25 protein-coding genes are annotated in these 26,504 nt (G+C 65.4%); 16 read left to right on the forward strand and 9 right to left on the reverse strand.

Going from position 1 to position 26,504, the window contains the following annotated elements; translation table 11 throughout:
- The first annotated feature begins 86 nt into the window (after positions 1-86).
- From ACN0X9_RS11730 to ACN0X9_RS11770, 9 genes are all read left to right on the forward strand, one after another.
- Positions 87-1,316: an alpha/beta fold hydrolase gene (locus ACN0X9_RS11730; protein WP_417487761.1), complete on the forward strand. Its 1,230-nt coding sequence runs from the start codon at positions 87-89 to the stop codon at positions 1,314-1,316.
- A gap of 101 nt (positions 1,317-1,417) precedes the next feature.
- The gene (locus ACN0X9_RS11735; protein ID WP_417487762.1) at positions 1,418-2,938 is read left to right on the forward strand and encodes a Do family serine endopeptidase; all 1,521 of its coding nucleotides are present in this window, start codon (positions 1,418-1,420) and stop codon (positions 2,936-2,938) included.
- Between the two features lie 16 nt (positions 2,939-2,954).
- Positions 2,955-3,626 (forward strand): response regulator transcription factor, encoded by a 672-nt coding sequence (locus ACN0X9_RS11740; protein WP_417487763.1) that lies wholly within the window; start codon positions 2,955-2,957, stop codon positions 3,624-3,626.
- A gap of 6 nt (positions 3,627-3,632) precedes the next feature.
- Complete coding sequence (locus ACN0X9_RS11745) at positions 3,633-5,066, forward strand: ATP-binding protein (protein ID WP_417487764.1); 1,434 nt, start codon at positions 3,633-3,635, stop codon at positions 5,064-5,066.
- Positions 5,067-5,146: 80 nt separating this feature from the next.
- Positions 5,147-8,032, forward strand: coding sequence for a bifunctional [glutamine synthetase] adenylyltransferase/[glutamine synthetase]-adenylyl-L-tyrosine phosphorylase (locus ACN0X9_RS11750; protein WP_417487765.1), 2,886 nt, complete (start codon positions 5,147-5,149; stop codon positions 8,030-8,032).
- A 72-nt stretch (positions 8,033-8,104) separates the two neighbouring features.
- On the forward strand, positions 8,105-8,680 hold the full coding sequence (locus ACN0X9_RS11755; RefSeq protein WP_417487766.1) for a hypothetical protein: 576 nt from the start codon (positions 8,105-8,107) through the stop codon (positions 8,678-8,680).
- A gap of 29 nt (positions 8,681-8,709) precedes the next feature.
- A complete protein-coding gene (locus ACN0X9_RS11760) occupies positions 8,710-9,387 on the forward strand; it encodes an RNA polymerase sigma factor (RefSeq protein ID WP_417487767.1) in 678 nt (225 codons plus the stop codon).
- Positions 9,387-9,794 carry a hypothetical protein gene (locus ACN0X9_RS11765; protein ID WP_417487768.1) on the forward strand — a complete coding sequence of 136 codons (408 nt, stop codon included), beginning with the start codon at positions 9,387-9,389 and terminating at the stop codon, positions 9,792-9,794. The genes ACN0X9_RS11760 and ACN0X9_RS11765 overlap by 1 nt, the downstream gene beginning before the upstream one ends.
- Positions 9,791-10,324, forward strand: coding sequence for a periplasmic heavy metal sensor (locus ACN0X9_RS11770; RefSeq protein ID WP_417487769.1), 534 nt, complete (start codon positions 9,791-9,793; stop codon positions 10,322-10,324). The genes ACN0X9_RS11765 and ACN0X9_RS11770 overlap by 4 nt, the downstream gene beginning before the upstream one ends.
- A 6-nt stretch (positions 10,325-10,330) precedes the next feature.
- On the opposite strand, the gene ACN0X9_RS11775 is transcribed toward ACN0X9_RS11770, so the two are convergent.
- The 4 genes from ACN0X9_RS11775 to ACN0X9_RS11790 all read right to left on the reverse strand — a co-directional run bounded on the left by ACN0X9_RS11775 (position 10,331) and on the right by ACN0X9_RS11790 (position 15,912).
- A complete protein-coding gene (locus ACN0X9_RS11775; protein ID WP_417487770.1) occupies positions 10,331-13,075 on the reverse strand; it encodes a PAS domain-containing sensor histidine kinase in 2,745 nt (914 codons plus the stop codon).
- Positions 13,076-13,146: 71 nt separating this feature from the next.
- A complete protein-coding gene (locus ACN0X9_RS11780) occupies positions 13,147-13,698 on the reverse strand; it encodes a response regulator (protein WP_417487771.1) in 552 nt (183 codons plus the stop codon).
- 20 nt (positions 13,699-13,718) lie between these two features.
- The gene (locus tag ACN0X9_RS11785) at positions 13,719-15,284 is read right to left on the reverse strand and encodes an EAL domain-containing protein (RefSeq protein ID WP_417487772.1); all 1,566 of its coding nucleotides are present in this window, start codon (positions 15,282-15,284) and stop codon (positions 13,719-13,721) included.
- 76 nt (positions 15,285-15,360) lie between these two features.
- Positions 15,361-15,912: a hypothetical protein gene (locus tag ACN0X9_RS11790; protein WP_417487773.1), complete on the reverse strand. Its 552-nt coding sequence runs from the start codon at positions 15,910-15,912 to the stop codon at positions 15,361-15,363.
- Between the two features lie 130 nt (positions 15,913-16,042).
- Between ACN0X9_RS11790 and dusA the strand changes: the two genes are divergently transcribed.
- Positions 16,043-17,038, forward strand: a complete 996-nt coding sequence (gene dusA, locus ACN0X9_RS11795) for a tRNA dihydrouridine(20/20a) synthase DusA (RefSeq protein ID WP_417487774.1) — start codon at positions 16,043-16,045, stop codon at positions 17,036-17,038.
- Positions 17,039-17,857: a sulfite exporter TauE/SafE family protein gene (locus ACN0X9_RS11800; RefSeq protein WP_417487775.1), complete on the forward strand. Its 819-nt coding sequence runs from the start codon at positions 17,039-17,041 to the stop codon at positions 17,855-17,857.
- Here the strand turns inward: ACN0X9_RS11800 and ACN0X9_RS11805 are convergent.
- Together ACN0X9_RS11805 and ACN0X9_RS11810 are read right to left on the reverse strand one after the other, a co-directional pair.
- On the reverse strand, positions 17,854-18,588 hold the full coding sequence (locus ACN0X9_RS11805; protein ID WP_417487776.1) for a retropepsin-like aspartic protease family protein: 735 nt from the start codon (positions 18,586-18,588) through the stop codon (positions 17,854-17,856). The genes ACN0X9_RS11800 and ACN0X9_RS11805 overlap by 4 nt on opposite strands.
- A gap of 2 nt (positions 18,589-18,590) precedes the next feature.
- Positions 18,591-18,824, reverse strand: coding sequence for a DUF1289 domain-containing protein (locus ACN0X9_RS11810; protein ID WP_417487777.1), 234 nt, complete (start codon positions 18,822-18,824; stop codon positions 18,591-18,593).
- Between the two features lie 83 nt (positions 18,825-18,907).
- Here ACN0X9_RS11810 and ACN0X9_RS11815 point away from each other — a divergent pair, with 83 nt between their 5' ends.
- Entirely contained in the window at positions 18,908-20,188 is a 1,281-nt protein-coding gene (locus ACN0X9_RS11815) for a NupC/NupG family nucleoside CNT transporter (RefSeq protein WP_417487778.1), read from the forward strand.
- 682 nt (positions 20,189-20,870) lie between these two features.
- On the opposite strand, the gene ACN0X9_RS11820 is transcribed toward ACN0X9_RS11815, so the two are convergent.
- Positions 20,871-21,593: an acyltransferase gene (locus ACN0X9_RS11820; RefSeq protein ID WP_417487779.1), complete on the reverse strand. Its 723-nt coding sequence runs from the start codon at positions 21,591-21,593 to the stop codon at positions 20,871-20,873.
- Positions 21,594-21,734: 141 nt separating this feature from the next.
- On the opposite strand from ACN0X9_RS11820, the gene ACN0X9_RS11825 reads away from it, so the two are divergent.
- From ACN0X9_RS11825 to ACN0X9_RS11840, 4 genes are all read left to right on the forward strand, one after another.
- Positions 21,735-22,178, forward strand: coding sequence for a PaaI family thioesterase (locus ACN0X9_RS11825; RefSeq protein ID WP_417487780.1), 444 nt, complete (start codon positions 21,735-21,737; stop codon positions 22,176-22,178).
- Positions 22,179-22,190: 12 nt separating this feature from the next.
- Complete coding sequence (locus ACN0X9_RS11830) at positions 22,191-22,463, forward strand: DUF3253 domain-containing protein (RefSeq protein ID WP_011642901.1); 273 nt, start codon at positions 22,191-22,193, stop codon at positions 22,461-22,463.
- A gap of 52 nt (positions 22,464-22,515) precedes the next feature.
- Entirely contained in the window at positions 22,516-23,040 is a 525-nt protein-coding gene (locus ACN0X9_RS11835) for a uracil-DNA glycosylase family protein (protein ID WP_417487781.1), read from the forward strand.
- A 119-nt stretch (positions 23,041-23,159) separates the two neighbouring features.
- Entirely contained in the window at positions 23,160-24,224 is a 1,065-nt protein-coding gene (locus tag ACN0X9_RS11840; protein WP_417487782.1) for a Leu/Phe/Val dehydrogenase, read from the forward strand.
- Between the two features lie 419 nt (positions 24,225-24,643).
- On the opposite strand, the gene ACN0X9_RS11845 is transcribed toward ACN0X9_RS11840, so the two are convergent.
- Positions 24,644-25,675 (reverse strand): ABC transporter ATP-binding protein, encoded by a 1,032-nt coding sequence (locus tag ACN0X9_RS11845; protein WP_417487783.1) that lies wholly within the window; start codon positions 25,673-25,675, stop codon positions 24,644-24,646.
- 24 nt (positions 25,676-25,699) lie between these two features.
- Positions 25,700-26,504 (reverse strand): ABC transporter permease (locus ACN0X9_RS11850; protein WP_417487784.1); only part of this gene is annotated, 805 nt, incomplete at its 5' end.

The following is a 26,504-nucleotide window of genomic DNA, read 5'->3' on the forward strand; positions in this document are numbered from 1 at the left end:
CACCGACCGCACGCGTTTGTGTCTTGCACGATTGTGTCGACGTCTTACCTCCGCACTGGAACCAGACCGGATGATGGAGACAGTTGATGACGCAGTCCCGACGCATTGAATTCGAGGGCGCCCTTGGTGAAACACTGGCCGCGCGACTGGACCTGCCAAATGGCCAGCCGCGGGCATTTGCCCTGTTTGCGCATTGCTTTTCCTGTTCCAAGGATATCCTGGCGGCGAGCCGGATCGCCCGCCGGCTGACCGTTTCGGGGTTTGCTGTCCTGCGGTTCGACTTTACCGGCCTTGGTCAGTCCGACGGTGATTTCGCCAATACCAACTTCTCCTCGAACATCGCTGACCTGATCGCTGCGGCGGGCTATCTGGACGCCGAACACGAGGCGCCGGCCCTGTTGATCGGGCACTCGCTGGGCGGCGCGGCGGTGATAGCGGCGGCCGGCAGGCTTCCCTCGGTCCGGGCGGTGGCCACGATCGGGGCGCCGGCGGATGCCGCCCATGTGACGCAACAATTCGCTGCCAGGATCGACACGATCGAGCGCGACGGTGTGGCCCGGGTCGAGCTGGCCGGTCGGCCCTTCACCCTCAAGAAGCAGTTCCTCGACGACATCGCCGATCACAAGGTGGAAGAGGCTGCGGCTGACTTGCACCGTCCGCTCTTGCTGCTGCATGCGCCCACCGATGCCGTCGTCGGGATCGACAATGCCTCGCGCCTGTTTCGCGCGGCCAAGCATCCCAAGAGCTTTGTCAGCCTCGATGAGGCCGACCATCTGCTCAGCAAAGCGGCTGATGCGGTGTATGTCGCGGATACCATTGCAAGCTGGGCCGGGCGATACCTGCCCGAAGCGCGGCCCGAGCCACCGGCGGCGGCGGGCGAGGGGGCTGTCATCGTCCGGGAAACCGGTGCCGGGCCCTATGAAAACCACGTCGTGACCGGCGATCATGTGATGCTGGCCGACGAGCCGGCCTCGGTCGGTGGCCTGGATGCCGGACCGTCGCCCTATGGCTATCTCAGCGCTGCGCTGGGTGCCTGTACCTCGATGACCCTGCGCATGTATGCCAACCGCAAGGGCCTGCCGCTGGACCGGGTCACGGTCGCGACCGGCCATCACAAGGGCCATGCCGAGGACTGTGCCGACTGTGTCGACGGCCAAGAAAAACATGTCGACATTTTCGAGCGCGAAATCACGCTTGAAGGCGAGCTTGATGCGACCCAGAAGGCCCGGCTTCTCGAGATCGCCGACAAATGCCCGGTGCATCGGACCCTGCACAGTCCCGTAGTCGTGCGGACCCGCTTGAAAGATGGCGGGTAAATTACCATCTGTAATGTTATTGTAATGTTTGAGACAGGCGGGGTTTAGTCCCGCCGCGTGAAGTTGTGCCCCTAATCGCAATGGAAAGGTCGTCATCACTCATGATTTCGGTTGATCGCATACGCCGCCTCGGCGGAGTTTCGCTCCTGGCCCTGTCGGCGCTGGCAGCAGGTAGTCTTCTGGATCGTTCGATGGGCGAGGCCTACGCCGTCCAGTCGTCCGAGGCGCCGCCCCTGGCGGCCGCCGTGCCGGCCGGTGCGCCCCTGTCCTTCGCCGACCTGATCGAAACCGTCAGCCCATCGGTTGTCACGGTGCAGGTCAGCGGCATGGTCGAAAGCTCGCCCTTTGGCGGCGGCAATGGGCCCGACCTCGACAATCTCCCGCCGCAAATGCGCGAATGGATGGAGCGTCAGTTCGGCGGCCAGCGCCAAGCGCCGCAGCCGCAGCCGCGCCAGTCGCTGGGTTCCGGCTTCTTCATTTCGGCTGACGGCTACCTGGTCACCAACCATCATGTGGTCGCCGAGGCCGACGAGATCACCATCGGTACGTCCGAGGGCGAGGAATTCGCCGCGCGTGTCATCGGCACCGATCCGCAAACCGATCTGGCGCTGCTGAAGGTGGATGGCGAGACCGATTTCCCCTTCGTCCGACTGGAAGAAAATCCGCAATACCGGGTCGGCGACTGGGTCGTCGCGGTCGGCAACCCGTTCGGCCTTGGCGGTACGGCAACCGCCGGCATCATCTCGGCCATCGGTCGCCCGATCGGCAACTCCACCTATAACGACTTCATCCAGACCGATGCCTCGATCAATCGCGGCAATTCCGGCGGTCCGACCTTTGACCTCAATGGCAATGTGATCGGCGTCAATTCGCAGATCTTCTCGCCGTCCGGCGGCAATGTCGGCATCGGTTTTGCCATCCCCTCCGACGTCGCCGCCCGCATCATCGCAGACTTGCGCGATGACGGGCGGGTGGCGCGCGGCTGGTTGGGTGTCTCGATCCAGAACGTCACCGAGGACATCGCCGAGGCGCTTGGCCTCGAGGAAACAACCGGTGCCATCATCAGCTCGATCGTCGAAGGCGGTCCTGCCGACCGCGCCGGTTTCGAGCGCGAGGATGTGGTGCTGGAAATCGATGGCGAGGCCGTTGAAGGCTCCCGCGACCTGACCCGCCGCGTCGGCAATATCCAGGCCGGTGACGATGTCCGTTTCCTGGTCCTGCGGGATGGCCGCGAACGCACCATCCGGGCCACGCTCGGCGACCGTCCGGGTGAGGAACAGCTGGCCAGCATGAGCAGTGTTGATGCTGCACCGGCACGGACATCGGTGTTCGGCATGTCGATGGCGCCGCTCGCTGAGGAGGATCGTGAGGTCCGCGGCCTTGGCGCCGATGTCAGCGGCGTGGTGGTCGACGAGATCGAGCCGGGCAGCGAGGCCGCCCGCAAGGGGGTCCAGGTCGGCGACATCATCCTGGAAGCGGGTGGCAATTCTGTTGCCGACGCCGAGGCCCTCCGGGCCATCGCCGATGAAGCCCGTGAAGACGGTCGCAGCGCCATCCTGCTGTTGGTCGAGGGACGTGGCGGTCAGCGCTATGTCGCCCTGCAACTCGGCTCTGCCGACTAGAGAAAAGGAGATCGGGGTGCGCATTCTGATCGTTGAAGACGACCGCGAAGCTGCCAGCTATATCCGCAAGGGCCTTCGCGAAAGCGGCCATGTGGCCGACCATGCCGGCGACGGCGAGGAGGGTCTGGAAATGGCCCGCGCCGCGGAATACGACGTGCTCGTCGTCGACCGCATGATGCCGCGCATGGACGGGCTGTCGATGGTCGCCGCCTTGCGGTCCGACGATGACCGCACCCCGGTCCTCATTCTCTCTGCCCTTGGCGAAGTCGATGACCGCGTCGAAGGGCTGAAGGCGGGCGGCGATGACTATCTGGTCAAGCCCTATGCCTTCGCCGAACTTCTGGCCCGTGTCGAGGCCCTGGCCCGCCGCCGCGACCCGGACACGGTCCGCACCAAGCTGGTGGTCGGTGACCTGGAAATGGACCTGCTCGCCCGCACGGTGATCCGTGAGGGCGAGGACATCCTGCTCCAGCCGCGCGAGTTTCGCCTGCTGGAATTCCTGATGAAGCATTCCGGCCAGGTGGTGACCCGCACCATGTTGCTGGAAAAAGTCTGGGACTATCATTTCGACCCCCAGACCAATGTCATTGATGTGCACATTTCGCGTCTGCGCTCGAAGATCGACAAACCCTTCCCGCGCTCGCTGCTGCACACGGTGCGCGGAGCCGGTTACCGCCTGCAGGCCTGATCCGGCATGACGGCGCGCGGTGCCGCCTTCCTTCGAACAACGGCCTTCCGGCAGACGCTTCTGTCGGCGGCCCTGTTCGCCCTGTCGAGTTTCGTCACGCTGGGCTTTGTCTATGCGGCCTCGGCCGGCATGGTGCTTCGCCGTGCCGACACCGCCATCAACGAGGAAGTCGTGGCCCTGGATGCCAGCTTCCAGGCCGGCGGGATACGCACGGTCAATCGCTACATCCTCGAACGGACCGTCGGCGGCGGGGCGGATTATCTCTATCTGCTCGTCCATCCCACCGGACGCAGCCTGTCCGGCAATCTGACCTATCTGCCCGAGGTCCAGCCCGATGATGAGGGCCGGGTCCAGTTCACCTATCGACGCCCGGCTGCGGGCGATAATGACGGTGAGGATGGCAAGGACGACCGCACCGCGCGTGGTCGGATCATCGAGCTGCCGTCCGGTTACCGGCTCTATGTCGGCCTCGATGTCGACGAGGAGACACGCCTCGTCTCGCGCATGCTCAACACTATTCTGGCGGCCTCGGCACTGGCGCTGGCGCTGGGAGTGGCGACCGGCATTTTCGTCAGCCGCCGTTTCGCGCGCCGTCTCGATCGGATCAATACGGTCGCCCGGCGGGTCAAGGCCGGGGACCTGCAACCGCGAGCGCCGCGCAATTTCACCGGCGACGAGCTGGACGAGCTGTCCGAGAATTTCAACAACATGCTCGACCGGGTCGAGGCGCTGATGCACCGCATGCGCCATACCGGCGACAGCATTGCCCACGATTTGCGCACGCCGCTGACCCGCATGCGCAATCGCCTCGACGAGGCGCTGCGCGAGGAAGCAGCACCCGGCTCGCGCGAGCAGGCGCTGGAGCGCGCCGTTGCCGATACCGACGAACTGCTGGGCATTTTCAACGCCATCCTGTCGCTGTCCCGTCTGGAGGCGGGCGAGAGCCGCGCCTCGATCCAGCGACTTGATCCGGCCGATATCGCGGCTGACCTGGCCGAACTCTACGAGCCCGTCTGCGAGGATGAGGGGTTGGCCTTCAACAGCGAGATCCAGGGCGGACTGTCGATGCTGGGCGATCGGGGTCTGTTGTCCCAGGCGCTGGCCAATATTCTCGACAATGCGGTCAAGTACACGCCGACCGGCGAGGCGGTGACCCTGCGCCTGCGCGAGACCGGTGATGGCCGGATCGAATTCTCCGTCACCGATACCGGGCCCGGCATTCCGGAGGCCGATCGTGACCGGGTGACCCAGCGCTTCGTGCGGCTGGACAATTCCCGCACCCAGCCAGGCTCCGGGCTCGGCCTGTCGCTGGTCCAGGCCATTGTCGATGTCCACAATGGGGAGTTCGCCCTGGCCGAAGGGCCAGGTGTCGTGTCCGGTGGTCACGGCCCCGGCCTGCGTGCCTCGCTCTGCTTTCCCAAGGCGGCTGCGGAAAGCTGATCCGGCGCGTGTGTGTCGCAGCAACATATTTCCTGGTGCAGACCTTCACCTGAGGTGCGGATCGGGTCAGTTTGCTTGCCATGACTGATCTTGCCGCCCATCCGGAATGTGTATTGCCGGCGCGACTGGCCGCGCTGCCCGGCTGCGAACCGGGTGCGGCGGCGCATGTGATCGCGGCACTGCCCGATGATGTCCGCCAGGCGATCGCGCCAGCGCATGATTTTCTGGATACGGTTTTCGCCGCAGCGCCCTACCTGGCCCGACTGGCCCAGCGCCAACCGGACACGCTGCGAGCCTGCATGGCCGAAACGCCGGACGCGCTCATCGCCTCCATTGTCGCAGACCTGAACAGGGCCGGCGCAGAAGCCCCCGATGCCGCCGCACTCGATGTCGCCCTGCGCAACGCCAAGAGCGACGCCCATCTGGTCACGGCGCTGGCCGATCTGGCCGGTGTCTGGGAGGTGCGGGCAGTGACACGGGCCATGACCGAACTGGCCGACGCGGCCCTGCAGGCCGCCCTGCATGCCCATGTCCGCTTCCTCGCCGAACAGGGCCGCGCCCATCCGGTCACGGACCCCGACAATCCGCTTCCCGGCGTCATCCTGCTGGCGCTCGGCAAGATGGGCACCGGCGATCTCAACTATTCCTCGGATATTGATCTGGTCGCGGTCTACGACCCGGACAGCCTGTCGCTGCCGGACAGTGAGGAGCCGCGCAAGCGCCTGCCGCGCCTGATCCAGGCGGTGGTGAAATCGCTGCAGGACGTGACGGCCGATGGCTATGTCTTCCGCGTCGATCTGCGCTTGCGGCCCGATCCGGGCGCGACCCCGGTCATCATCTCTACCGACGCTGCACTGAACTATTACGAGAGCCTGGGGCAGACCTGGGAGCGGGCGGCCTGGATCAAGGCCCGCGCCAGCGCCGGTGATCGCGAGGCCGCGACCCGCTTTCTCGACCACATGCAGCCCTTCATCTGGCGCCGCTCGCTGGACTATGCCGCCATTGATGACATTCGCGGGCTCGCCCGCCAGATCCAGACCGTGGGGCGCCGCGCCGAAATCCGTCCCGCCGGGCATGACCTGAAACTGGGGCGTGGCGGGATCCGCGAAATCGAATTCTACGCGCAGATCCCGCAACTGGTTTTCGGCGGTCGGGACGAGCGGGTGCGCGAACCGTCCACCTTGGCAGCATTGGAGGCCCTGGCCGTGACCGGTGCTGTCGAGCCGGAGGTGGTCGAGGCCCTTTCCCGAGACTATCGCGACCTGCGCAACTGGGAACACCGTATCCAGATGCGCCAGGACGAGGCCAGTCAGACCGTGCCGCTTGACGATGATGACCGCGCCGACCTGGCGGCCCTGGCGGGATTTGCCGATGTCGCGGCGTTCGAGAGCGCCGTTGTCGCCTGCCTGCAACGGGTTCATGGCCATTTCTCGGACCAGTTCGAGGACGACGATGCGCTGTCATCGTCAGCCGGATCACTGATCCTGACCGGAGTTGAGCCGACGCCGGATACCATCACCACGCTACAAACACTGGGTTTCTCTCAGCCGGACGCGGTCTGGACGCGGTTGAACGGCTGGGCGGCGGGCCGGGTCAGGGCGGCCCGGTCAGCGCGGGCGCGGACCCTGTTCGCCCGCATCGCGCCGCAACTGGTCGACCGCATGTCGGCGACCGGAGAACCGGATGCGGCGATGGCCCGGTTTGCCGCCTTCTTCGAGAATTTGCCGATGGGCGTGCAGCCCCTGTCACTGTTGTCCAACGAGCCGGGACTGGCGGCGGACCTGATTGGCATCCTGACCCTGGCGCCCCGCCTGGCCTCCGACCTGGCTCGCCGTCCGGCACTGCTGGACGCGATGCTGGACGACCGTTTTTCGGTGCCGCTGGATCAGGATGCTCCCGACAGTTTCGCGGTGGTCCTGACCGAGGCGCTGACGCGGGCCCGCGGCTATGAGGACCGGCTCAACTCGGCGCGCCGGCGCGTGCGCGAGGAACGATTCCGGATCGGTACCCAGATCCTCAACGGGATGGCTAGCGCACAAATCGCCGGCGCGGCTTTTTCGGCCATGGCGGATGCCAGCCTCGCGGCGATGGCCCGGGCGGCGCAGGACGAGACCGAGCGCCGTTTCGGCCCGATGCCGGGTGAGGGTGTCATTCTGGGCATGGGCAAGCTGGGTGGTCGCGAACTGGCGGCCGACAGCGATCTGGACATCATGATCATCTATGAGGGCGACGAGACGGCTTCGGGCTGGTTCGGCCGCTTTGCCACCCGCCTGATCAGCGCCCTGTCGGCGCCCACCGAAGAAGGCGAGCTCTATACCGTCGACATGCAATTGCGGCCGTCCGGCAAGGCCGGGCCGGTCGCGGTCTCGCTGTCGCGATTTGACAGCTATTATCCGCATGAAGCCTGGACCTGGGAGATGATGGCGTTGACCCGCGCCCGGATTATCGCCGGTGACGGGCCTCTGGCCGAAGCCGTGAGGGCCTCGTTCGAACGGGCGCTGTGCCGGCCGCGCGATGCCAAGGGTGTGCGTGATGATGCGCGGGCCATGCGCCAGCGACTGGCCGAGGCAAAACCGCCCTCTTCAAGCTGGGACCTGAAGGCCCGGCCCGGTGGTCTGCAGGACATCGAATTTATTGCCCAGACCCTCCAGCTCATCCATGCCGACCGCAAGGACGTGGTCCGGGCGTCGACCCGGGATGCACTGCAGGCGCTGGGAGAGGCGGGTGTCCTGCCATCCTCAGAGGTCAGGCTTTTGACCGAGACCCTGCAATTGCAGTTGGGCGTGCTGCAGATGATCCGGTGCGCCCACGGATCCGGTTTCGATCCGGCCCAGGCGAGCACCGGATTTGCGACGCGGCTGGCCGAGCTCGCCGGCTGCCCCGATATCGAAGCGCTCGAAGCGTCGCTGGACCGGCGCATGCGGGACGTCCGCGAGGTGTTCGAGCGCCGGGTCGGAAAAATGTGACACAGTGGCGACGGAAATCCGCGCCAGCCCCGTTCTACCTGTAGCGAGGCTATGAACGACAAGGACGACGTCATGAAATCTCTCAAACTGATTGTGCTGATGAGCACCTCCTGCCTGATGCTGGCCGGCGCTGCCGCCCAGGCCCAGGGTCACGGCGGACATCACCGTGGTGAGCGCGGCGGCAACCCCGCGATGCGCGCCGCGATGATGCTGCGCGCCGCCGACGCCAATGGCGACAACTCCATCACCCGGGCTGAAGTCGACGATCTGCAGGGCGAAATGTTCGTCTGGATGGATCGCAATGGCGACGGCTATCTCGACGAGGCTGACCAGTCCCCGGTCCGCCAGCGCCTGCGGGCGGCCCGCGAAGCCGAAGCTGGCGAGGATGATGGTCGCGAGCGTCGCGGACGTCGCGGCATGCGCGGTCGTGGCGGTCGCGGTGGGCCGGACGGTGAAGGTCCGGGCCGGCAGTTCGATGCCGATGAGGATGGCCGGATCTCCCGCGCCGAGTTCCTCGACGGTGAAAACCGCCTGTTCGAGATGCTCGATACCGACGAGGATGGCGTGATCACGCCGGACGAGCTGGACGCCGCATCGGAAAGGCGTCAGGAACGCCGCGAGGACCGTCGCCGGTGGTGGCGGAACTAGCAGCAACGCGAATGTTTGACGGACACGGCATGAAGACAGATGAACCGGCCAATGCCGGGCCCATCTCGGGCCGTGTCCGCGAACGCCCGCCTGTCGGGGCGTCGGCTTTGGCCGACATCCGGGCGGCGGAAGACCGGCTGATGGCGCGCATCGGCGCGGGCGATCGCGACGCGGCGCGCGAGCTGATGGCCGCCAACATGTCCCGGATCATCGGACTGGCCCGGCGCACGCTGGGCGACCCGATGGAAGCCGAGGACGTGGCCCAGGAGACGTTCCTGCGCATCTGGAAGGCCGCCGGTCGCTGGCAGTCTGGCCAGGCGCGGGTGTCCAGCTGGGTGTGCCGGATCGCCCTCAATCTCTGCTACGACCGCCTGCGCAAGCGGCGGGAGGTCCTGACCGATGCCGTGCCCGAACGGGCCGATGGCGCCCCCGGGCAGGACGAGCAGATGGAACAGGCGGAGAGCGGCAATCGTGTCGCCGATGCGGTGAAGCAATTGCCCGACCGCCAGCGTCAGGCGCTCGAACTGGTTCACTTCCAGGAGTTGAGCAATATTGAGGCGGCGGAGATCATGTCTGTGAGCGTGGACGCGCTTGAATCACTGCTGGCGCGAGGGCGTCGCAAGCTCAAGGCGGTTCTGCTGGGCGATGCGCCCGATCTGATAGCCAGCTATGCACGGGGCGGTAACGCCCGTTACGGTGACGAATGATGACTGAGGAACGATTTCTCCAGATTCTCGAGGCCTATGGTGCCGATCCGGCGCATTGGCCGGCGGATGAACGCGAAGAGGCGCAACGCTTTGCCCGGCTGAGCCGGGAACAGGTTGCCGCTGCGGTCAGTAACGAGATGGTCCTCGACGATTTGCTTGATCGGCTGATTGAGCCGGTTGCGGACACGAGCCTGCTCGAGCGCCGCGTGCTGGCCCGCATGCCGCGACCGTCCATGCCGGACTGGATGGCACCGTCGGCGGTGGCCGCTGCGCTGGTTCTGGGCGTTTGCCTGGGCTTTGCCAGCAGCGCCGTGACCGTGCCACAGGACGACATGGACGCAATTTATGCCGATGCCTTTACCGGCTATGAGCAGGACTGGGTCGACTGGTTGGGAGACGACGCATGAGACCCGCCTTGCCCTGGATCATTGCCCTTGTCGGGTCGGTCCTGATCAATGGTGCCCTGGCCGGATATGTGGTGCATCGCACCGCCGACGGGCCGCGCTGGCAAATGCCGTCACCGGACGAGCGCGAGGCCGGCCGCCGCGGGCGGCCCAATGCGCGCCAGGGGTTCGATTTGCGCAATTTTGTCGAGGCCCTGCCGGACGAGGCGCGGGGCGAAGCCCGCCGGCGCCTGCGCGACGCTTTTTCGGAGCTGCGTGAGCCGGGTTTCGAGACCATGGATATCCGGCGTGAACTCGACGCCCTTCTGGTCGCCGAGACCTTCGATGCCGAGGCGGTTGCCGACGCGATGGAACGGTTGCATGTCAACCAGCGAGCGATCGAGATGCGGATCGAGGCTGTCGTCCTTGACGTGGTTGCCGGGCTGGATGCAGAGACCCGGGCTGCCGCGCTACAGGCGGGTCGGGACCGGATCGGGCGTCGGGGCCCTCCGCGTGATCGCCGCCGTGACGGACCACCGCCTCCACGGCATTAGCGGGTCCTATTCGCCGGCCGCCAGACGCGCCGGTGTTTCGCTGTCCACGAATTCATCATCAACATCGAAACCGTCATCGGACGGCAGCCCGGCCGACAGACCGAGCGGCGCATGCGTGTCGACGTCGTCATCGACGAAGTCGGCCGCCTCGTCGCTGATGGCGCTGTCGGTGACCTTGCGGATGGCATCGCGCGGGATGGGCTGATCCTGGCTGATCGGCAGCACGATGGAGACCGTGGTGCCTTCGCCCAGGACCGAGTCGATCGACAGTGTGCCACCGTGCAGCTCGATCAGGGACTTTGACAGGGCCAGGCCGAGACCGGAGCCCTGGAAGCTCTTGGAGTGCTGGCTTTCGATCTGCTCGAACGGACGGCCAAGGCGTGGCAGGTCGTCCTTGGCGATACCGATACCGGTATCCGAGACCTGGAAGGCGACGCCGAGGCCGGACAGGAAACCGCGCACCGTGACCCGCCCGCCTTCCGGCGTGAACTTCACCGCGTTGGACACCAGGTTGATCATGACCTGCTTGAAGGCGCGCGGATCGACCTCGATCTCCGGCAGGTCCGACACGTCGGCGCGCAGCTTCAATTGTTTTTCCTCGGCCCGGCCACGGACAATGCGGATGCTCTGCTCGACCAGTTCCGAGGCATCGGTCGGTTCGGGCTGGAGCTGCATCTTGCCGGCCTCGATCTTGGACATGTCGAGGATGTCGTTGATCAGTTCCAGCAGGTGGCGGCCCGAGGACAGGATGTCCTTCATGTAGCCGACATAGCGATCATCCCCGAGCGGGCCGAACATTTCCTGCATCATGATTTCGGAGAAACCATTGATGGCGTTCAGGGGGGTGCGCAGCTCATGGCTCATATTGGCGAGGAATTCAGACTTGGAGCGATTGGCCTCCTCGGCCCGGATCTTCTCTTCTTCGTATTTCTTGGCCAGATCGGCGATGCGGGCCTGGGAGCGTTTGACGTCATCGACGGTCTTGCGCAGCTGGGCTTCATTCTCGGTGAGGGCGGCCTCGTGATGCTTCAGATCGGTAATGTCGGCGCCGACCGAGACCAGGCCGCCATCGGCGGTCGGGCGGTCTGAATAGTGCAGCCAGCGGCCATTCGACAGTTCGATCTCGTAGGCGGCCTTGCCTTCGGTGCCGCCATGAACGGTCTTGATGGCGCGGGCAGCGGCCTGCTCGACGGCGTCATAGCTCATGCCCGGCTTGAGCATGCCGTCGGTGAAGTCGAACAGGTCACGGAACTTGCGGTTCCACAGCACCAGGCGCTGGCGGCTGTCCCACAGCACGAAGCTCTCGGACATCGATTCCAGAGCCGCGCGCAGCCGGTTTTCGGCTGCTGCGACGCGGGCCTGGGCGCCTTTGCGTTCCGTCACGTCGATGGCGACGCCGACGATGCGGGTGTGATTGACTTCGCCGCCCGGCAGGATGCGACCGCGCATTTGCAACCAGACCGGGGACCGTGCCGCGAGCACTTCATGGTCCACTTCAGCGCCGGCGGGGGCGCTTCGCATGGCTGCGCGGAGGCGCTCGCGATCAGGTTTGGAGAATAGTTGCAGGAATTGCTGCCCGCTGCATTCGGTCGCGGCATCAAGGCCGAGAATGCGGGCCAGACTGTCGGTGACAAAGACGGTGTCGGCCTCCGGATTCCAGTCCCAGACACCGCAGCGAGCGCCCTCGATGGCGACCCGGAAACGCTGCTCATTGTCCTCGAGTTGCTGGCGAGTGGAGCGCAAGCGGCCCATCTGCATGAAGACAAGCGCGCACAGGCCCAGTGCGACGAAAATCGGCGCAATGAACATCAGGCCATAAAAGGAAATTGTCCGGTACCAGGCGCTCTGGTTGATCCGCATCGCGCCGAGTGCGTAGACGCGCAGCTCGGTCCCGGCGATTGGAGCCACGGCGAAGGTCACACGCTCCTCACCGAAGCGCGCATCCGAAGTGGCGCCGCCGCCACCGGCTGTCAGTGTGTCGATGAAGTCTGGCCGGAGGCCGAAGCGCTCGGCCAGTTGCGTTCCGGGACGTGCGCTGGGCATACGGGGCCGGATCGCCAGCATGCCGCCATTTGCGTCAGCCAGCGCGACCACCCGGTCGTCGCCCCAGTCGGGCAGGGCTGTTTCCGTGCTCAGCCGGGCAACAAATGCACCGACAGTGCCGTCGTTGAGCGGGGCGGGCACGGCGAGGACGAGATGGGCCGCATTGCCGGCGACCTGGGCGGTCAGCCCGGACGGGGCATCCAGGGCAGCGCCGGCCAGATCGCGCAAGCCGTCCACAGGAGCGCCTTCGGAAATGACCTGGCCGCCCGGCAGCAGCAGGGCGACATCGGTCACCAACTCGGACCCGTTGATGGCAGCCAGACGGGCCCGTGCCAGATCATCGACCGAACCCGGCGCCGCCTCGCGCAGGTCTGCCGCGGCAAAAGCCAGCGCATAGCGCGCCTCGGCGATGCGGGCGGTCACTCGTTCCGCCAGATAGCCGGCTGCATTGGCCTGCGAACGTTCGGCTTCAGTGATCAGGATTTCACGCTCCTGCTGGATCTTGACCAGCAGGATGCCGCCATAGGCGAGCGTGAACAGGACCATGGCCAGGATGATCCAGGATGCACCACTACCGCGCTTTCTGGCGGGTTCGTCATCGCCGGGCGAGCGGTCACGACCTTGCGATCCCCGGGCCGGGGATTGCGGCGCCCTGTCCTTGGCCGCCTGGGCCTTGGACGGACGTTGATCGAACCGCATCTGATTCATGGTCTCAAACTAAGGTGCATTGCGGGCCGGTGTCGACCTGTCAACGCGGGCTATCGAAAGGCTCGGCGCGGTCAACCGGCGCTGGCGTCGGTGCCGTCATCGCTGGCTTCGATGTCGGCACCGACTTTTTGCCGTGACTTGCGTCGTTCCGGGCCCTTGTAGGCGGCCCCGTCGGTATTGGCACGGCGGCGGTCGGGGCCGAAATAGGACTTGTTGCGGATGAAGGGGCGGGGTTCGTTGATCACCGAGGCGATCTTGGAAAACATCTCCTTCGCCGTCACCGGCTTGCAGCAAAACTCCGTCACGCCGGCATCGCGTGCGGACATGACCTTGGACTTCTCCGAATAGGCGCTGAGCATGATGATCGGCACCAGCGGATTGGGGCTGTCATCGGCGGTCCGTACGAGACGCACAAAATCCAGCCCGTCCAGGATTTCCATCTGATAGTCGGTGATGATGATGTCGACGGCGTCCGACCGAACCATGTCGAAGGCGTCGGCCGGGTCTTTCGACTCGAATATCTGCTTGATGCCGAAGCCATGCAAAATGGTGCGCAGGATAGTCAGCATGTAGCCGTTATCGTCGACGATCAGAATTCGCACACGGCTGAAATCAACGGCCATGGTCTGTCTACCTTGTTGGGTTACGCCGCCCGGGACGCATGTTTTTTCGGGTCTTTCAGCAAGTTTAGCGGCGCAGGCTTACCGAAATAGTAACCCTGTCCATAGGTCGCGCCCATCGCCTTCAGCGCCTTCGCCTGGGCCTCGGTCTCGATCATCTCGGCGACCGTCTCTGCCCCCACGCTGCGGCACACATTGATCATGCCTTTCAACAGGGTCGCATCGCGCTTGGACGTCTCAAAGCGCTTGATATAGGAGCCGTCGATCTTGACCACATCGGCGGGGAAATCGCGCAGGTAGTGGAAGCCCGCCGCGCCGGCACCGAAATCGTCGAGACACACTTTGTGGCCGCGTTCGCGGATCTTCTGGATGATGGCGTTGGCGGCCTTGATATTGTTGATTGTCGCGGTCTCGGTCAGCTCAAAGCTGAGCCGTTTCCGGTCGATCTTGAGATCGGACAAAAGGGCCAGGAAGCGCTTGCCCCAGGCCATGTTGGTCAGCGACTTTCCGGACAGGTTCACGGCCAGGGACGGGCGATCGAAATCATCGCGCAGGAAGGCGGCTGCGATCTCGGTCATCGCGTAGTCGATTTCGTAGATGAGTCCTGTGCTCTCGGCGAAACCGACGCTGTCCTGGACCGGTTTGCCGTCGGGCAATCGCAGCAACAGCTCGTAGTGATGGGTCTCACCCGTTTCCAGATTGACCACCGGCTGGGCATGCGGCTCGATCACCCGGCCGGCGATGGTGGTCCGCAACTCGGTCAGGCGACGCTCATTCTCGTGCATCATGGTCTCGGCCACCTTCTGAAGGCTGGCCACGTCCAGGACGCGATCGCTCTGCGCCGCTTCATTCATCGCGTAGACAAACGCCTGCACGGCCACACCCGGCTCGAGGTTTGGTGCGTCGCAGACCGAGTCGATGGTGACCTCGACCGCGTCGAGCCCTGAATCGGCGAGTGACTCTTCGACCTCGGCCCGCAGCTTGGCCAGGTCGACCGTGCGGTCGTGGATCAGAGCGGTACGTTCCTCGTCGACCTGACGCGCGATGCCTTCATCGCCGACGGCCAGCGCGCAGGACGCCGCGATGGACTGGTAGATTGCGGCAGCGCGGGCTTCGCCGACCAGGCGGTCGAGCGCGTCGCCGGCATCGACCCGCAGGACCGACATGGCCATGTCGACGCCGGCCGATCGCGCTTTTTCGATCGCCTGTTCGGCGCTGCGCTCGAAGGCTTGGGGGTCGAGTTCGTCCGGGGCGTCGAAGGCTTCGTAGGACAGGCTCCAGCGGATGCGCTCATCATCGCCAAGCATCCAGCCGCTCAGGCGGCACTGGCGGCCGCCGATGGCGATGCGGACCGGGCCCAGTCGACGGCCGGGCTTGAGGCGATGCATGATGGCCTGGAAAATGGGCCGGGATGTTCGGTCAAAGCGTTTCGCGAGGTCTTCACCGGACCCGGACAGTTGCGGTTCACCGAGCGTGGCGATGGCGCCGGCGGCATAGGTGACTCTGCCCTTGCTGTCGGTTTCCACAAGGATATCCGCGGAAGCAAAAGCGAATGACAGAAAGCGGTTTCGTTGCTCGACCAGGGACATGAGCATTCCAATCGTGTGCACAGGTCGGCGAGTGTCGCCCGGCAATCGTTAGAACGCCCTTAAGATGCGTGAACGGTCATGCGGCGTGGGATTGCAGCGTGCCGCCGGTCTTGCCCGGTTTGGTATTGATGTCCTTGAGCACGCGCTCGGCGCTGCGTGACAGCTCGGCCAATGCCGGCGGCAGATCGCCGTCTTCGCCCGCCATCGCGGCGAGTTGTTCGGCGATTTCGAGCAGACGCGGACTGTTGGCCAGCAGGCGCCCCTGGGCCTCGATCCGGTGCGGGTCGCGATCATATTCGGCCGCCGGTACACGCCAGCCGCCCCAGTCCATCGCTTCGGTGACAACGACCGGGAAGGTTCCGGGGAAGGGATGCCCGGCACACTCCTCGATCGTCTGCCACTTGTTCTTTGCCCGCAGGACGCGCCAGTGCCCGGCCTCGACATTGTCGGCCTGTTCGGCGGCGAGTTCGTCGGCGGTAAAATCCCGTCCCAACCCGCAATCATAGGCGACGCGGATCGGTTCCTCGACGTCTTTCACCCAGTGGGGCTTGACCTGCTCGACCAGGGCCCAGGTCCCGACCGGGCCGACAAAGACCCGTTGGTGCTTGTGGAAGACTGCCTTCGCCATGTGATAACTCCCTCGCCAGCCTTACCCAATCATGTCCGCGTTTAAACCGCGTGAACGGAACCGGTTGGATTTGAGCAATTGCGATCAAGCCGCGTTGCCCGGCAGGCCTGCACAGGCTATGTCGCGCCTCATGACGTCGCTTCGCGCCTTTTCCCGCCGCCTCTCGGTGGCCCCGATGATGGACTGGACCGACCGGCATTGCCGGGCCTTTCACCGTGTCCTGACCCGGCACGCCCTGCTGTATACCGAGATGGCGGTCGACAAGGCGATCATCCATGGCGACACGGCGCGCCTGATCGGCTTCGATGCGGCGGAACATCCCGTCGCGATCCAGCTCGGCGGCTCCGATCCGGGTGAATTGGCTCAGGCCGCAAGGACGGCAGAAGGCTTTGGTTATTGCGAGATCAATCTCAATGTCGGCTGCCCGTCCGACCGGGTCCAGTCCGGCCGTTTCGGTGCCTGCCTGATGCAGGAGCCGGAACTGGTCGCTGACTGCGTGGCGGCGATGCAGGACGCCGTTTCGGTGCCGGTGACGGTGAAATGCCGGATCGGTGTCGATGACCAGGAACCGGAGCAGGCGCTGTTCACCCTGGTCGACACGGTCGCGGCGCGCGGCGTGACCAGCTTCGCCGTCCATGCCCGCAAGGCCTGGCTGAAAGGGTTGAGCCCGAAGGAAAACCGCTCGGTGCCGCCGCTCGATTATGCGCTGGTGCACCGGCTCAAGGCCGAGCGGCCGGAGCTGGAGATCATCCTCAATGGCGGTCTGGAAGACCTCGATCATGCAATCGAGCAGAGTGCCGGCCTCGACGGCGCCATGATCGGCCGCGCCGCCTACCACACGCCGTGGATACTCGCCCGCGTCGATAGCGCGGTGTTTGGCGAGACCGACCCTGTAGCCACGCGCTCTCAGGCTCTGGCCGCCTTCCGGCCCTATATCGCCGCGTATCTGAAAAACGGCGGCCGCCTGCACGACATCACCCGCCACATGATGGGCCTCTATGCCGGCGAGCCGGGCGCCCGCCAGTGGCGCCGCATCCTGTCGGAAAAGGCCACCCGTGCCGGTGCCGGGCTGGATGTATTGGACGAAGCGCAAGCGGCGGTGTCGCCGCGCGATGAGGCAGCCTGAATGACCGATATCTGGATCCTGGTTGTGGCCATGGCGGCGACCGGCGCCTTTGCCGGTCTGATCGCCGGCCTGTTCGGCATTGGCGGCGGCATTGTGATGGTGCCGGCCATGTATTTCGCCTTCCAGTTCCTGGGCTATGACGATCCGCGCATCATGCAGGTCGCTGTGGGCACCTCGCTGGCGGTGATCATCGCCACCTCGGCCCGCTCCGTCGCAGCCCACGCCAAGCGCGACGCGGTCGACTTTGCCGTGCTGAAAACCTGGGGGCCGTGGATCGTCGTCGGCACGCTGATCGGCTCGCGCATCGCCCATCTCCTGCCCGGCAATTTCCTGACCGGCTTGTTTGGCGTGACCGCCATGATCCTGTCGGCGCAATTCTTCTTCGGCCGCCCCGACTGGCGTCTGGCCGACGACCTGCCCGCCGGCCCTCTGCGTTGGGGGCTGGGCGGCCTGATCGGTATCCTGTCGGCCCTGATGGGAATTGGCGGGGGTGTGTTCGGCGTCACCCTGATGACCCTTTGTGGCAAATCGATCCACAAGGCGGTGGCCACCGCTGCCGGTTTCGGCGTCGCCATCGGCCTGCCCGGCGCGATCGGCTTTGTCTTCAATGGCTGGGGGCAGGATGCCGTGCCGTACTCGCTGGGCTATGTGAACATGCCCGGTTTCGCGCTGCTGGCCGGCAGCGCTTTCTTCGTCGCCCCGCTCGGCGCCAAGCTGGCGCATTCCCTGCCGGAAAAGACACTGAAGCGCTGTTTTGCTGTCGGTCTGGTGATTGTCGGCGTGATGCTGGTGCGCGAAGCCTGGCTTGCGGCCGGCTAGTTCGACCGCAGGATCAGCTGATCGCGGCGGATCTCGATCGACTCGAAACGCTCCAGCACGGTCATGCCCAGCAGGGACTGGTCACCACCGCTCATCACATGCGCCGGCACGGAATCGAAGCTTCGGCCGGGCAGGGTAAGCGAACGTATCTCCACCGGTGCGGCCATCGACCGTCCGGCCGCTGTGGAGGTCGGGATCGTGTATTCCAGCCGCTCCGTGCGGATGCCGATACGCCGCGCATCGGCCAGGCTGAGCGCGACGCCGGTGGCACCGGTGTCGATCATGAAGGTGATCTCGGCGCCATTGATCTCGCTGGTGATGTAGAAATGCCCGTCAAACTGACGTTCCAGAACGATGGCACCGTCCGTCAGCTGGACGCCCCGTCCATGGCCGCTTGAGCTGCCCGACACGGTCGGTACGGCGCCCCAAAGGTCCTGATATTGCCAGTCGGCATAATCGCGGTTGAGGATGTTGACGGCGACCGCAGCGATGCCGATCGACAGCCAGGCAACCAGATTGCGATGCCGGTGACCATCCGGTGACAGCGCCGAGCCCGCGAGCGCCAGTCCCAGCAGGGTCAGGACGGCGCCAATGAACACCGTCTTCAACAGCGGCGCGACGTCGGCCCAGAGCGGCCAGCTGATCAGGCGCAGGCCCAGAAGGGCAATGGCCAGGGCGAGGGCAGGGATTGCCAGGCGCGCAATGATCTGGCCCAGGGCGGAATGACGCATGATTATCGCTTCTCCTGACGTGCGGCCCGGGCCACCTGATACGCTTTTTCCCGCTGCGGCAGTTCAGCCATCACCGCCTCGCGCTCATCATCGCTGTAACGCGTCCAGCGGCCCAGCTCGTCCATCGTGCGAAAGCAGCCGACGCACAAACGGGCTTTGGGATCAACGAAGCACACCTGCACGCAGGGCGTTCTGACCGGTGGTTTGATGGGTGGCTGCGTCATGCGGTGCAGCATTTCGCGGGCCGTGCGTTGTGGCAAGAGGTTGCAGCGGCCCGGTCGGCCGGAATATGGTCCCGCTTTGACCGGCGGGGACCTTCATGGACGATCTTTTGCTGCAGGGCCGCAGCTTTGCGGGCCTGTTTCTTCTGGCCGGCATTGCCTGGCTGCTCGGGCCGCGCAAGAAACTGCCGGTCGTCCTGCTGATCGGTGCCATCGCGCTGCAGCTGGTGATCGCCACCTTGCTCTACACCGTCGCGCCGTTCCGCGCCTTCCTGCAATCGCTGACCGGCGTTGTCGCCGTGCTGCAGGAGGTGACCAATGAGGGCGCGCAATTCGTCTTCGGCTATCTCGCTGGTGGTGCCATCCCTTTCGAGATCGACCCGGACGCCGGCGGCGGCACCTTCCTGTTCGCCTTCCAGGCCTTGCCGATGGTCATCGTGCTGTCGGCCCTGTCCGCCCTGTTATGGCGCTGGCGGGTGCTGGAAGTGCTGGTGCGCGGCTTCGCCTTTGCCTTCCAGCGCCTCTTGAACCTGTCCGGCTCGGCCAGCCTTGGCGCGGCGGCCAATATCTTCCTCGGCATGACGGAAAGCCCGGTCCTGATCCGGCCGCGCCTGCCCGATATGAGCCGCTCCGACCTCTTCCTGATCATGACGGTCGGTTTCTCCACCGTCGCCGGCTCGGTGATGGCGCTCTACGTCTCCCAGCTTTCCGGCATTATCGACGGTGCCGCCGGCCATATCTTCACCGCCTCGCTGATCTCGGTCCCCGCCGCCGTCCTCCTGTCGCGCCTGATGATGCCGGGCGAGGCACCGACGCCGGAGGCCGAGGCCAAGGAAAAGGTCCCGACCCAGATCTATCATTCCTCCATGGACGCGCTGACGACCGGCGTGTCGGACGGGATGCGGCTGTATTTCAACATCATCTTCATGCTGCTGGTCTTCACCGCCCTGGTCGCGCTGCTGAATGTCATGCTGGGCCTGGCGCCCGACATGTTTGGCGCCCCGCTCTCGGTCGACCGCATCCTCGGCTGGCTGTTCGCCCCGATTGTCTGGCTGGCCGGCGTGCCCTGGTCGGAAGCGACCCAGGCCGGCTCGCTGATGGGTCTCAAGACGGCGCTGAATGAAGTCTATGCCTATGACCGCCTGGCCCAGATCGGCGATGAGCTGTCGCCGCGCACCGGTCTGATCATGACCTATGCCCTGTGCGGCTTCGCCAACTTCTCCAGCGTCGGGATTTTGACCGGCGGCCTCGTCGCGATCGCCCCCTCACGCCGCGAGGACATCCTCCAGCTGGCCCCCAAGGCGCTGATCTCCGGCACGCTGGCGACACTGATGACCGGGGCCGCGATTGGTGTGCTGCCGCAGGGGTTGTTCGGGTAGGGAAGTGATTAGTTGTGACATCGTATTTGAAACGTTGCGCTATCTGGTTCGTCGCGTTAGCGAGTTTGCTGTTCTTGTTCAAAAACGACAGCGTCGCTTTGCTGGACGTTCTCGCAGTCGCTTTTGGGCTCGCTCTCGTGGTTTCCGCATGTGTGAGTGCGTTGTCGCAGTTGTTGAAGCGCTAGCGCCTTCGGCGCGCACCGGCCCATACATCCCTTGTCAGCCAGCGGGCCGTATCCGGGTCTTGAGGTCAAGGGCGCGTGAGCGCCGCTTCGCGGTTTCACCCTTGAGCTCAAGACCCGGATACGGCTTTGTCCCGGCAAGGGATGTATGGACGGATGTGCGCTCGCGCGCTTTTCCAACCTCATCCTCATCATTTTTCCCGGCCGGAGCCCCGCGAAAGCGGGGCGCAGAGCCGGGACCGACCGGACCGTCCGGCAAGTGATGAGTTTCCCGTCGATCCCGGATGGCGCGGCGCGCCTCCGGGAAAAATGGGTTGGCTCGGTAGAGATCCTCTCGGTAGAGGTCCTTCCCCTTAATGGGGAAGGTGGGACGGTGCGAAGCGCCGGGTCGGAAGGGGTGAAACGCGTCAGCGTTCCGGCATCGACCTTCGATCACCCACTCCGTCTCGCCGCTGAGCGGCGATCCACCTCGCCCATCAAGGGCGAGGACCTGCTCCACTTCAATCCCCCCGCGTCGGCCACAGCCGGCTGCGCAGCCAGCCCACCGTCGAATTTCCCGCCAGGGACTGCCGATAGGCCGTGTCCATGAAACGGTCCAGCCCTTCCGCATCGGCGAACAGGTCGGAGCGGGTTTTCATCGGGGCGTCGGGGTCTATGCGCCTGATCACCTTCGCCGGATTGCCGGCGACGATGGTCCAGGGCTCGACGTCCTTGGTGACGACTGACCGGGCGCCGACAACGGAATTGTCGCCAATGGTCACGCCCTTGCCGACAAAGGCGCCATCGCCGATCCAGACATTCCTGCCAAGCTTGACCGGTCTGAACTCGGGCTGCGGGTCGACCCGGTCATGGATGGAGTGCCAGTCGCAATCGGTGATCGTGACCTTGTTGGCGATCAGGCAGGCATCGCCGATCTCGATCTGGCCGGCGGCAAGGATGCGCGTACCCGGTGCGAGGAAGACGTGATCACCCAGCGATATCCGCCCGGCCTGGGTCTGCGGGGCCCAGACAGTGAGCCGGATCTGGTCCGCCTTGTTGGCGATGACGTGGAGATAATCGCCGACGGTGATGTTCGGCCCGAAGACTTCCAGCGCCCAGGGCTGGACGATCTTGGGTTCCCTGCCGACTTCAGCAAAATGCGGCCAGACGAAATGGCGCGCCCAGGCGTTTTCGAAATTCTCCCAGGCCTGGTGCATCCAATAGGGGCGGTGATCGCGACGCATGGCAGGTCCGTTGGCTGGCTGGGGCGGGCTGGCATTGCGGCTTGCCGCGCGCGCCCGCGAAGGCAAGTGTCTCACCGACATGAGACAATAAGGGACCGGCCGTGTCTCGCCTGCGATGCAGGTCGGGGGCAGGGCCGGAGTATGGATATGGCCTACTCGGTTGAACTGGATGCGGCGGCCGTGGCCGCCTATCTCGACCAGGTCTTCCCGCAATGGAATCAGGGCGGGATCCGATTTGGAATTGATGTCATCGAGCCGGGGCGGGCGCGGGTTTCTGCCGAGGCGCGGGCCGAGCATTTGCGGCCGGGCGGGACGGTGTCCGGGCCGACCCTGTTCACCCTGGCCGACTTTGCCGCCTATGCGGTCATTCTCGGTCATGTCGGACGGCAGGCGCTGGCGGTGACCACCAATCTCAATATCAACTTCCTGCGCAAGGCGCCGCCGGGCCCGGTTGTGGGCGAATGCCGCCTGCTCAAACTGGGCTCGCGACTGGCGGTCACCGAATGTGATATCAAGGTCGACGGCACAGACGACTTGATCGCCCATGCCAGTGCGACCTATTCCCTGCCGCCCAAGACCAGCTGAGGCCGACCCCGCATGACCGAAACGCCTGAAACCGAATTGACCGGTCCCGATCCGATCGAGGACATCATCCTGGCGCTGGTCGCCGCAGCGCCGGAAAACCGATCGATCTCGCCCGCCGATGTGGCCAAGGCGGTCGATCCGGAGCGTTTCAATCGCAAGTTCGGCCATGTCCGCCAGGCCGCCATCCGTCTGGCCAAGGCCGGCAAGGTGACCATTTTGCGCAAGGGCAAGCCGGTCGAGGATCCCGAGGCCTTCAAGGGTGTCTGGCGGATTGGCCGCGCCTGATCTCGACACTCTGCTGGCGGATATCCGCGCCTGCCGTGTGTGCGCGGGGGAGATGCCGCACGAACCGCGTCCGGTGATCCAGGCCCATGCGGACGCCCGCATCCTGCTGGTCGGGCAGGCGCCGGGCACACGGGTGCATGCGTCTGGCAAGCCCTTCACCGATCCGTCCGGTGATCGCCTTCGAGATTGGCTGCAGATCGAGGAGGCGACCTTCTACGACCCGACCAAGCTCGCCATCGTGCCGATGGGGTTCTGCTTTCCCGGTCTCGACGCCAAGGGCGGCGACCTGCCGCCGCGCCGTGAATGCGCGCCACTTTGGCAGGCACGGGTGCGTGAAGCCCTGCCGAATGTCCGGCTGACCCTGCTGGTCGGCCAGTATGCCACCCGCTTCTGGCTGGGTTCGCGGGCGCACAAAACGCTGACCGAAACGGTGCGCCAGGCCGATAGCTATGCGCCGGATTTCCTTCCTCTTCCGCATCCCTCCTGGCGGAATAGTGCCTGGTTGCGCAAAAACCCGTGGTTTGGGGAAATAATTCTCCCGATGCTGCGATGCCGCATGAAAGAATTGTTATCCTGACCCCTTCCTCGGGTGTTTCTGACCGCTTGTGTGTTGGCGTCTGAAGCGGTATTCCGGCGCCCGAAATCGCGGCTCTGGAAACGGCCGCCGCACCAGCTGAACAAAAGGGTTTGTGGCTCATGAGCGTTCTCGAGCATCCGTCTTTCGACAATCACGAGAAAATTCTTTTCGCGACCGACGAAGTCACCGGGCTGAAAGCCATCATCGGTGTCCATTCGACGGTCAGCGGCCCGGCCTGCGGCGGTTGCCGCATGTGGTCCTATCCCAATTCCGAAGCCGCCCTCCAGGACGCGCTGCGCCTGTCCCAGGGCATGAGCTACAAGAACATCATGGCCGACCTGCCGATCGGTGGCGGCAAATCCGTGATCATGAAGCCGGAAGGCGCGTTTGACCGCAAGGCGCTGTTCGAAGCATTCGGCCGCGCCGTGGACAGCCTCAACGGCCAGTACATCACGGCCGAGGATGTCGGCGTCAGCCCGGACGACATGATGGCCGTTCGCGCCTCGACGACCCACGTTGTCGGCCTGCCGGAAGGCAAGGACGCCTCGGGTGACCCGTCGCCGGTGACCGCCGAAGGCGTGTTCCGCGGCCTGAAGGTCTGCGTCGAGCGCGGTCTGGGCAAGTCGGACCTCACGGGCGTCAAGGTCGCCATCCAGGGCGCCTCCGGCCATGTCGGCACCTATCTGGCCGGCCATCTCGCCAAGGCCGGCGCCGAGCTCTTCATCACCGATATCAACCAGGACGGTCTCGAGCGGCTGAAAGCCGAGCATGGCGCCACAATCGTCGGCCTGGACGACATCTATGACCTTGATGTCGACGTGTTCGCCCCGTGTGCCCTGGGCTCGGTGATCAATCCGGACACGATTGACCGCATCAAGGCGAAGATCATCGCCGGTGCCGCCAACAACCAGCTCTCCACCCGCGAAATGGGAGCGGAAATCCTCAAGCGCGGCATGATCTACGCGCCGGATTACGTGCTCAACGCCGGCGGCATCATCAATGTGATGGGCGAGATTGCCGGCGACTTCAATCCGGAATGGGTCAAGGGCAAGCTGATCGGTCTGGAAAAGACCCTGGGCGAGATCCTCGACCAGTCCGACGCCGAGGGCCGCCCCTCCAACCTCATCGCCGACGAGATCGCCCGTCAGCGCATCGAGGAAAAGCGCGCTGCCAAGCTGGCATAGGCCGCTTAAGCGAGGCGCCCAGGCGCTGCAAAGCGAAACACGAAACGCCCCTGCCGGTCGGTGGGGGCGTTTTGCTGTGTGGGGGAATACAGCCCCCTTGTCATCCCTGATGGATGCCCGGCGAAGGCCGGGCGCAAGTCAGGGACCTATGTGGTTGCCTGCAGTCAGGCCCCGCCCTGAGCTCCCCCTTCGCGGGACAGGAGCCTGCGCCCGCGAAGGGGGGCGGGGATGACAATTGCAGTGTTAAATCGCGCCAAGCGCGGTCCCATCCATACAACCCGTGTCAGCCAGCGGGCCGCATCCGCTTCTTGAGGTCAAGGGCGGCGCAGCCGCCGCTTCGCGGGCAAGCCCCTTGAGCTCAAGAACCGGATGCGGCGTTCTCTCGGCAAGTGATGTATGGGCAGGTGTGCGCCGACGCGCTACGCCGCCACGACCCGCACATAAACCGGATCCAGCTCGACACTCACCCGATCACCTTCGCGGATCGGTGACGGTGCCGGAGTTTGCGCGGTCCACTCACCGGCATCGCTTGCGAAGCGGTGGGTGAGATGCGGGCCCGCTGATCGGCGTCGTGTGATGGCATAGGCGCCTCCGGGATCAAGGCTCAGTGTGAAGGCCCGCGGGCGGATCAGCACGTTCACCGCTTGCCCGGTTTCGAACCCGTTGGCATCAACCGGCCCGAACGGCGTTTCCGCCTGACCATCCGCGACCCGGCTCTCGATGATTTCGACATCGCCCAGTAGTCTCGCAGCGGTGGCGCTGACCGGGCTCATCCAGACATCATCCGGCGGGCCGGTCTGGATGACGCGGCCATTGTCCATCAGGGCCAGCTCGTCGGCGACGGCCATCGCCTCTTCAGCGTCATGGGTGACGATGAGGGCGGTGGTGCCGGCGGCGCGCAGCGTGTCGACCGTGCGTTCACGCAGCTCGCCGCGCAGGCGCCGATCGAGGCCGGAGAAGGGTTCGTCAAGCAGGACCACGGTCGGCTGCGGCGCCAGGGCGCGGGCGAGGGCGACGCGTTGCTGCTCGCCGCCGGACAGCTCGTGCGGATAGGCCTTGGCCCGGTGACCAAGCTCGGCGGCTTCCAGCTGCGCTTGGGCGCGGGCGATCTTGTCGGGACCTGTCAGGCCGAAGGCGACATTGGCCAGGGCGGTCATGTGCGGAAAAAGGGCATAGTCCTGGAACACCATGCCGACCCGGCGGGCTTCCGGCGCAACATGGGTGGTGGCGTCATTCCAGCAAGTGCCGCCAAGGCAGATCGAGCCGGCTTCCAGGCGCTCAAGTCCGGCGATGGCTCGCAGGAGGGTGGATTTGCCGCTGCCTGAGGGGCCCAGGAGCGCCGTGATGCGTCCGGCGTGCAGATCGAGATCGGCACCGGCCAGGGCGGCGTGGTCGGCCCGATAGCGACGCTCCGCGCCGCGAATGCTCAACACTGTGCGTGTGTCCGCCATGCGGCGTCCCCCGGGGCGTTCTGGCTAGCGATCCTGTCTGGATAGGTAGCGGGCCACGAAGATCATGGGAAGCAGGGCGACCAGCGGAATCAGGAGTGATGGCATTGCGGCTTCGCCCAGACGCTCATCGCTGGCGAAATTGTGGGCGATGATGGCCAGCGTGTCATAGTTGAACGGGCGCAGGATCATCGTCGCCGGCAATTCCTTGAGGACCTCCACAAAGACCAGCAGTCCGGCCGAGGTCACGCCAGCAGCGATCAGCGGCCAGTGGATATGCCAGACGCGGCGGCGGCGCGTCGCCCCGAGCGTGCGTGCCGCGCCGTCCAGCGAAGGCGTGACGCGGGCGAGCGCCGTTTCGGCCGGGCTGATCGCAGCGGCGGCAAAGCGTGACAGATAGGCAAAGACCAGCGCCGCACCGGTGCCGGTCAGCAGGATCGGGAAGACCTCGCCGGTCAGGCTGCGCCAGGCCGGGTCGATCAGCGCCTGCGTACCCGAAAGGATGGCGATCACGCCGACCGCGGCGACAGCACCCGGCACGGCATAGCCGAGGCCTGCGGCGCGGGCGGCCAGGGTGGCGATGGCGGTACGGCTGCGCAGGGCATAGGCGGTAGCGAGGCCCAGGGCGGCAGAGATGAGCGCGGTGATGCCGGCCAGGGTCAGGCTATGCAAGCTGGCGGCGGCCAGCCCGGTCGCGGCTTCGGTGTGCGCGGCCAGCCAGACCAGTCGTCCCAGCGGGATGATCATGCCCAGCGCCAGGGGGGTCAGGCAGGCGGCAAGCGCTGCGACCGCTGAACCGCCGCGCAGGGTCAGGCGCGGCGCCGGCTTGTGC

Origin of the sequence: Maricaulis sp., from assembly GCF_048268525.1 — a bacterium.
GTDB lineage: Bacteria > Pseudomonadota > Alphaproteobacteria > Caulobacterales > Maricaulaceae > Maricaulis.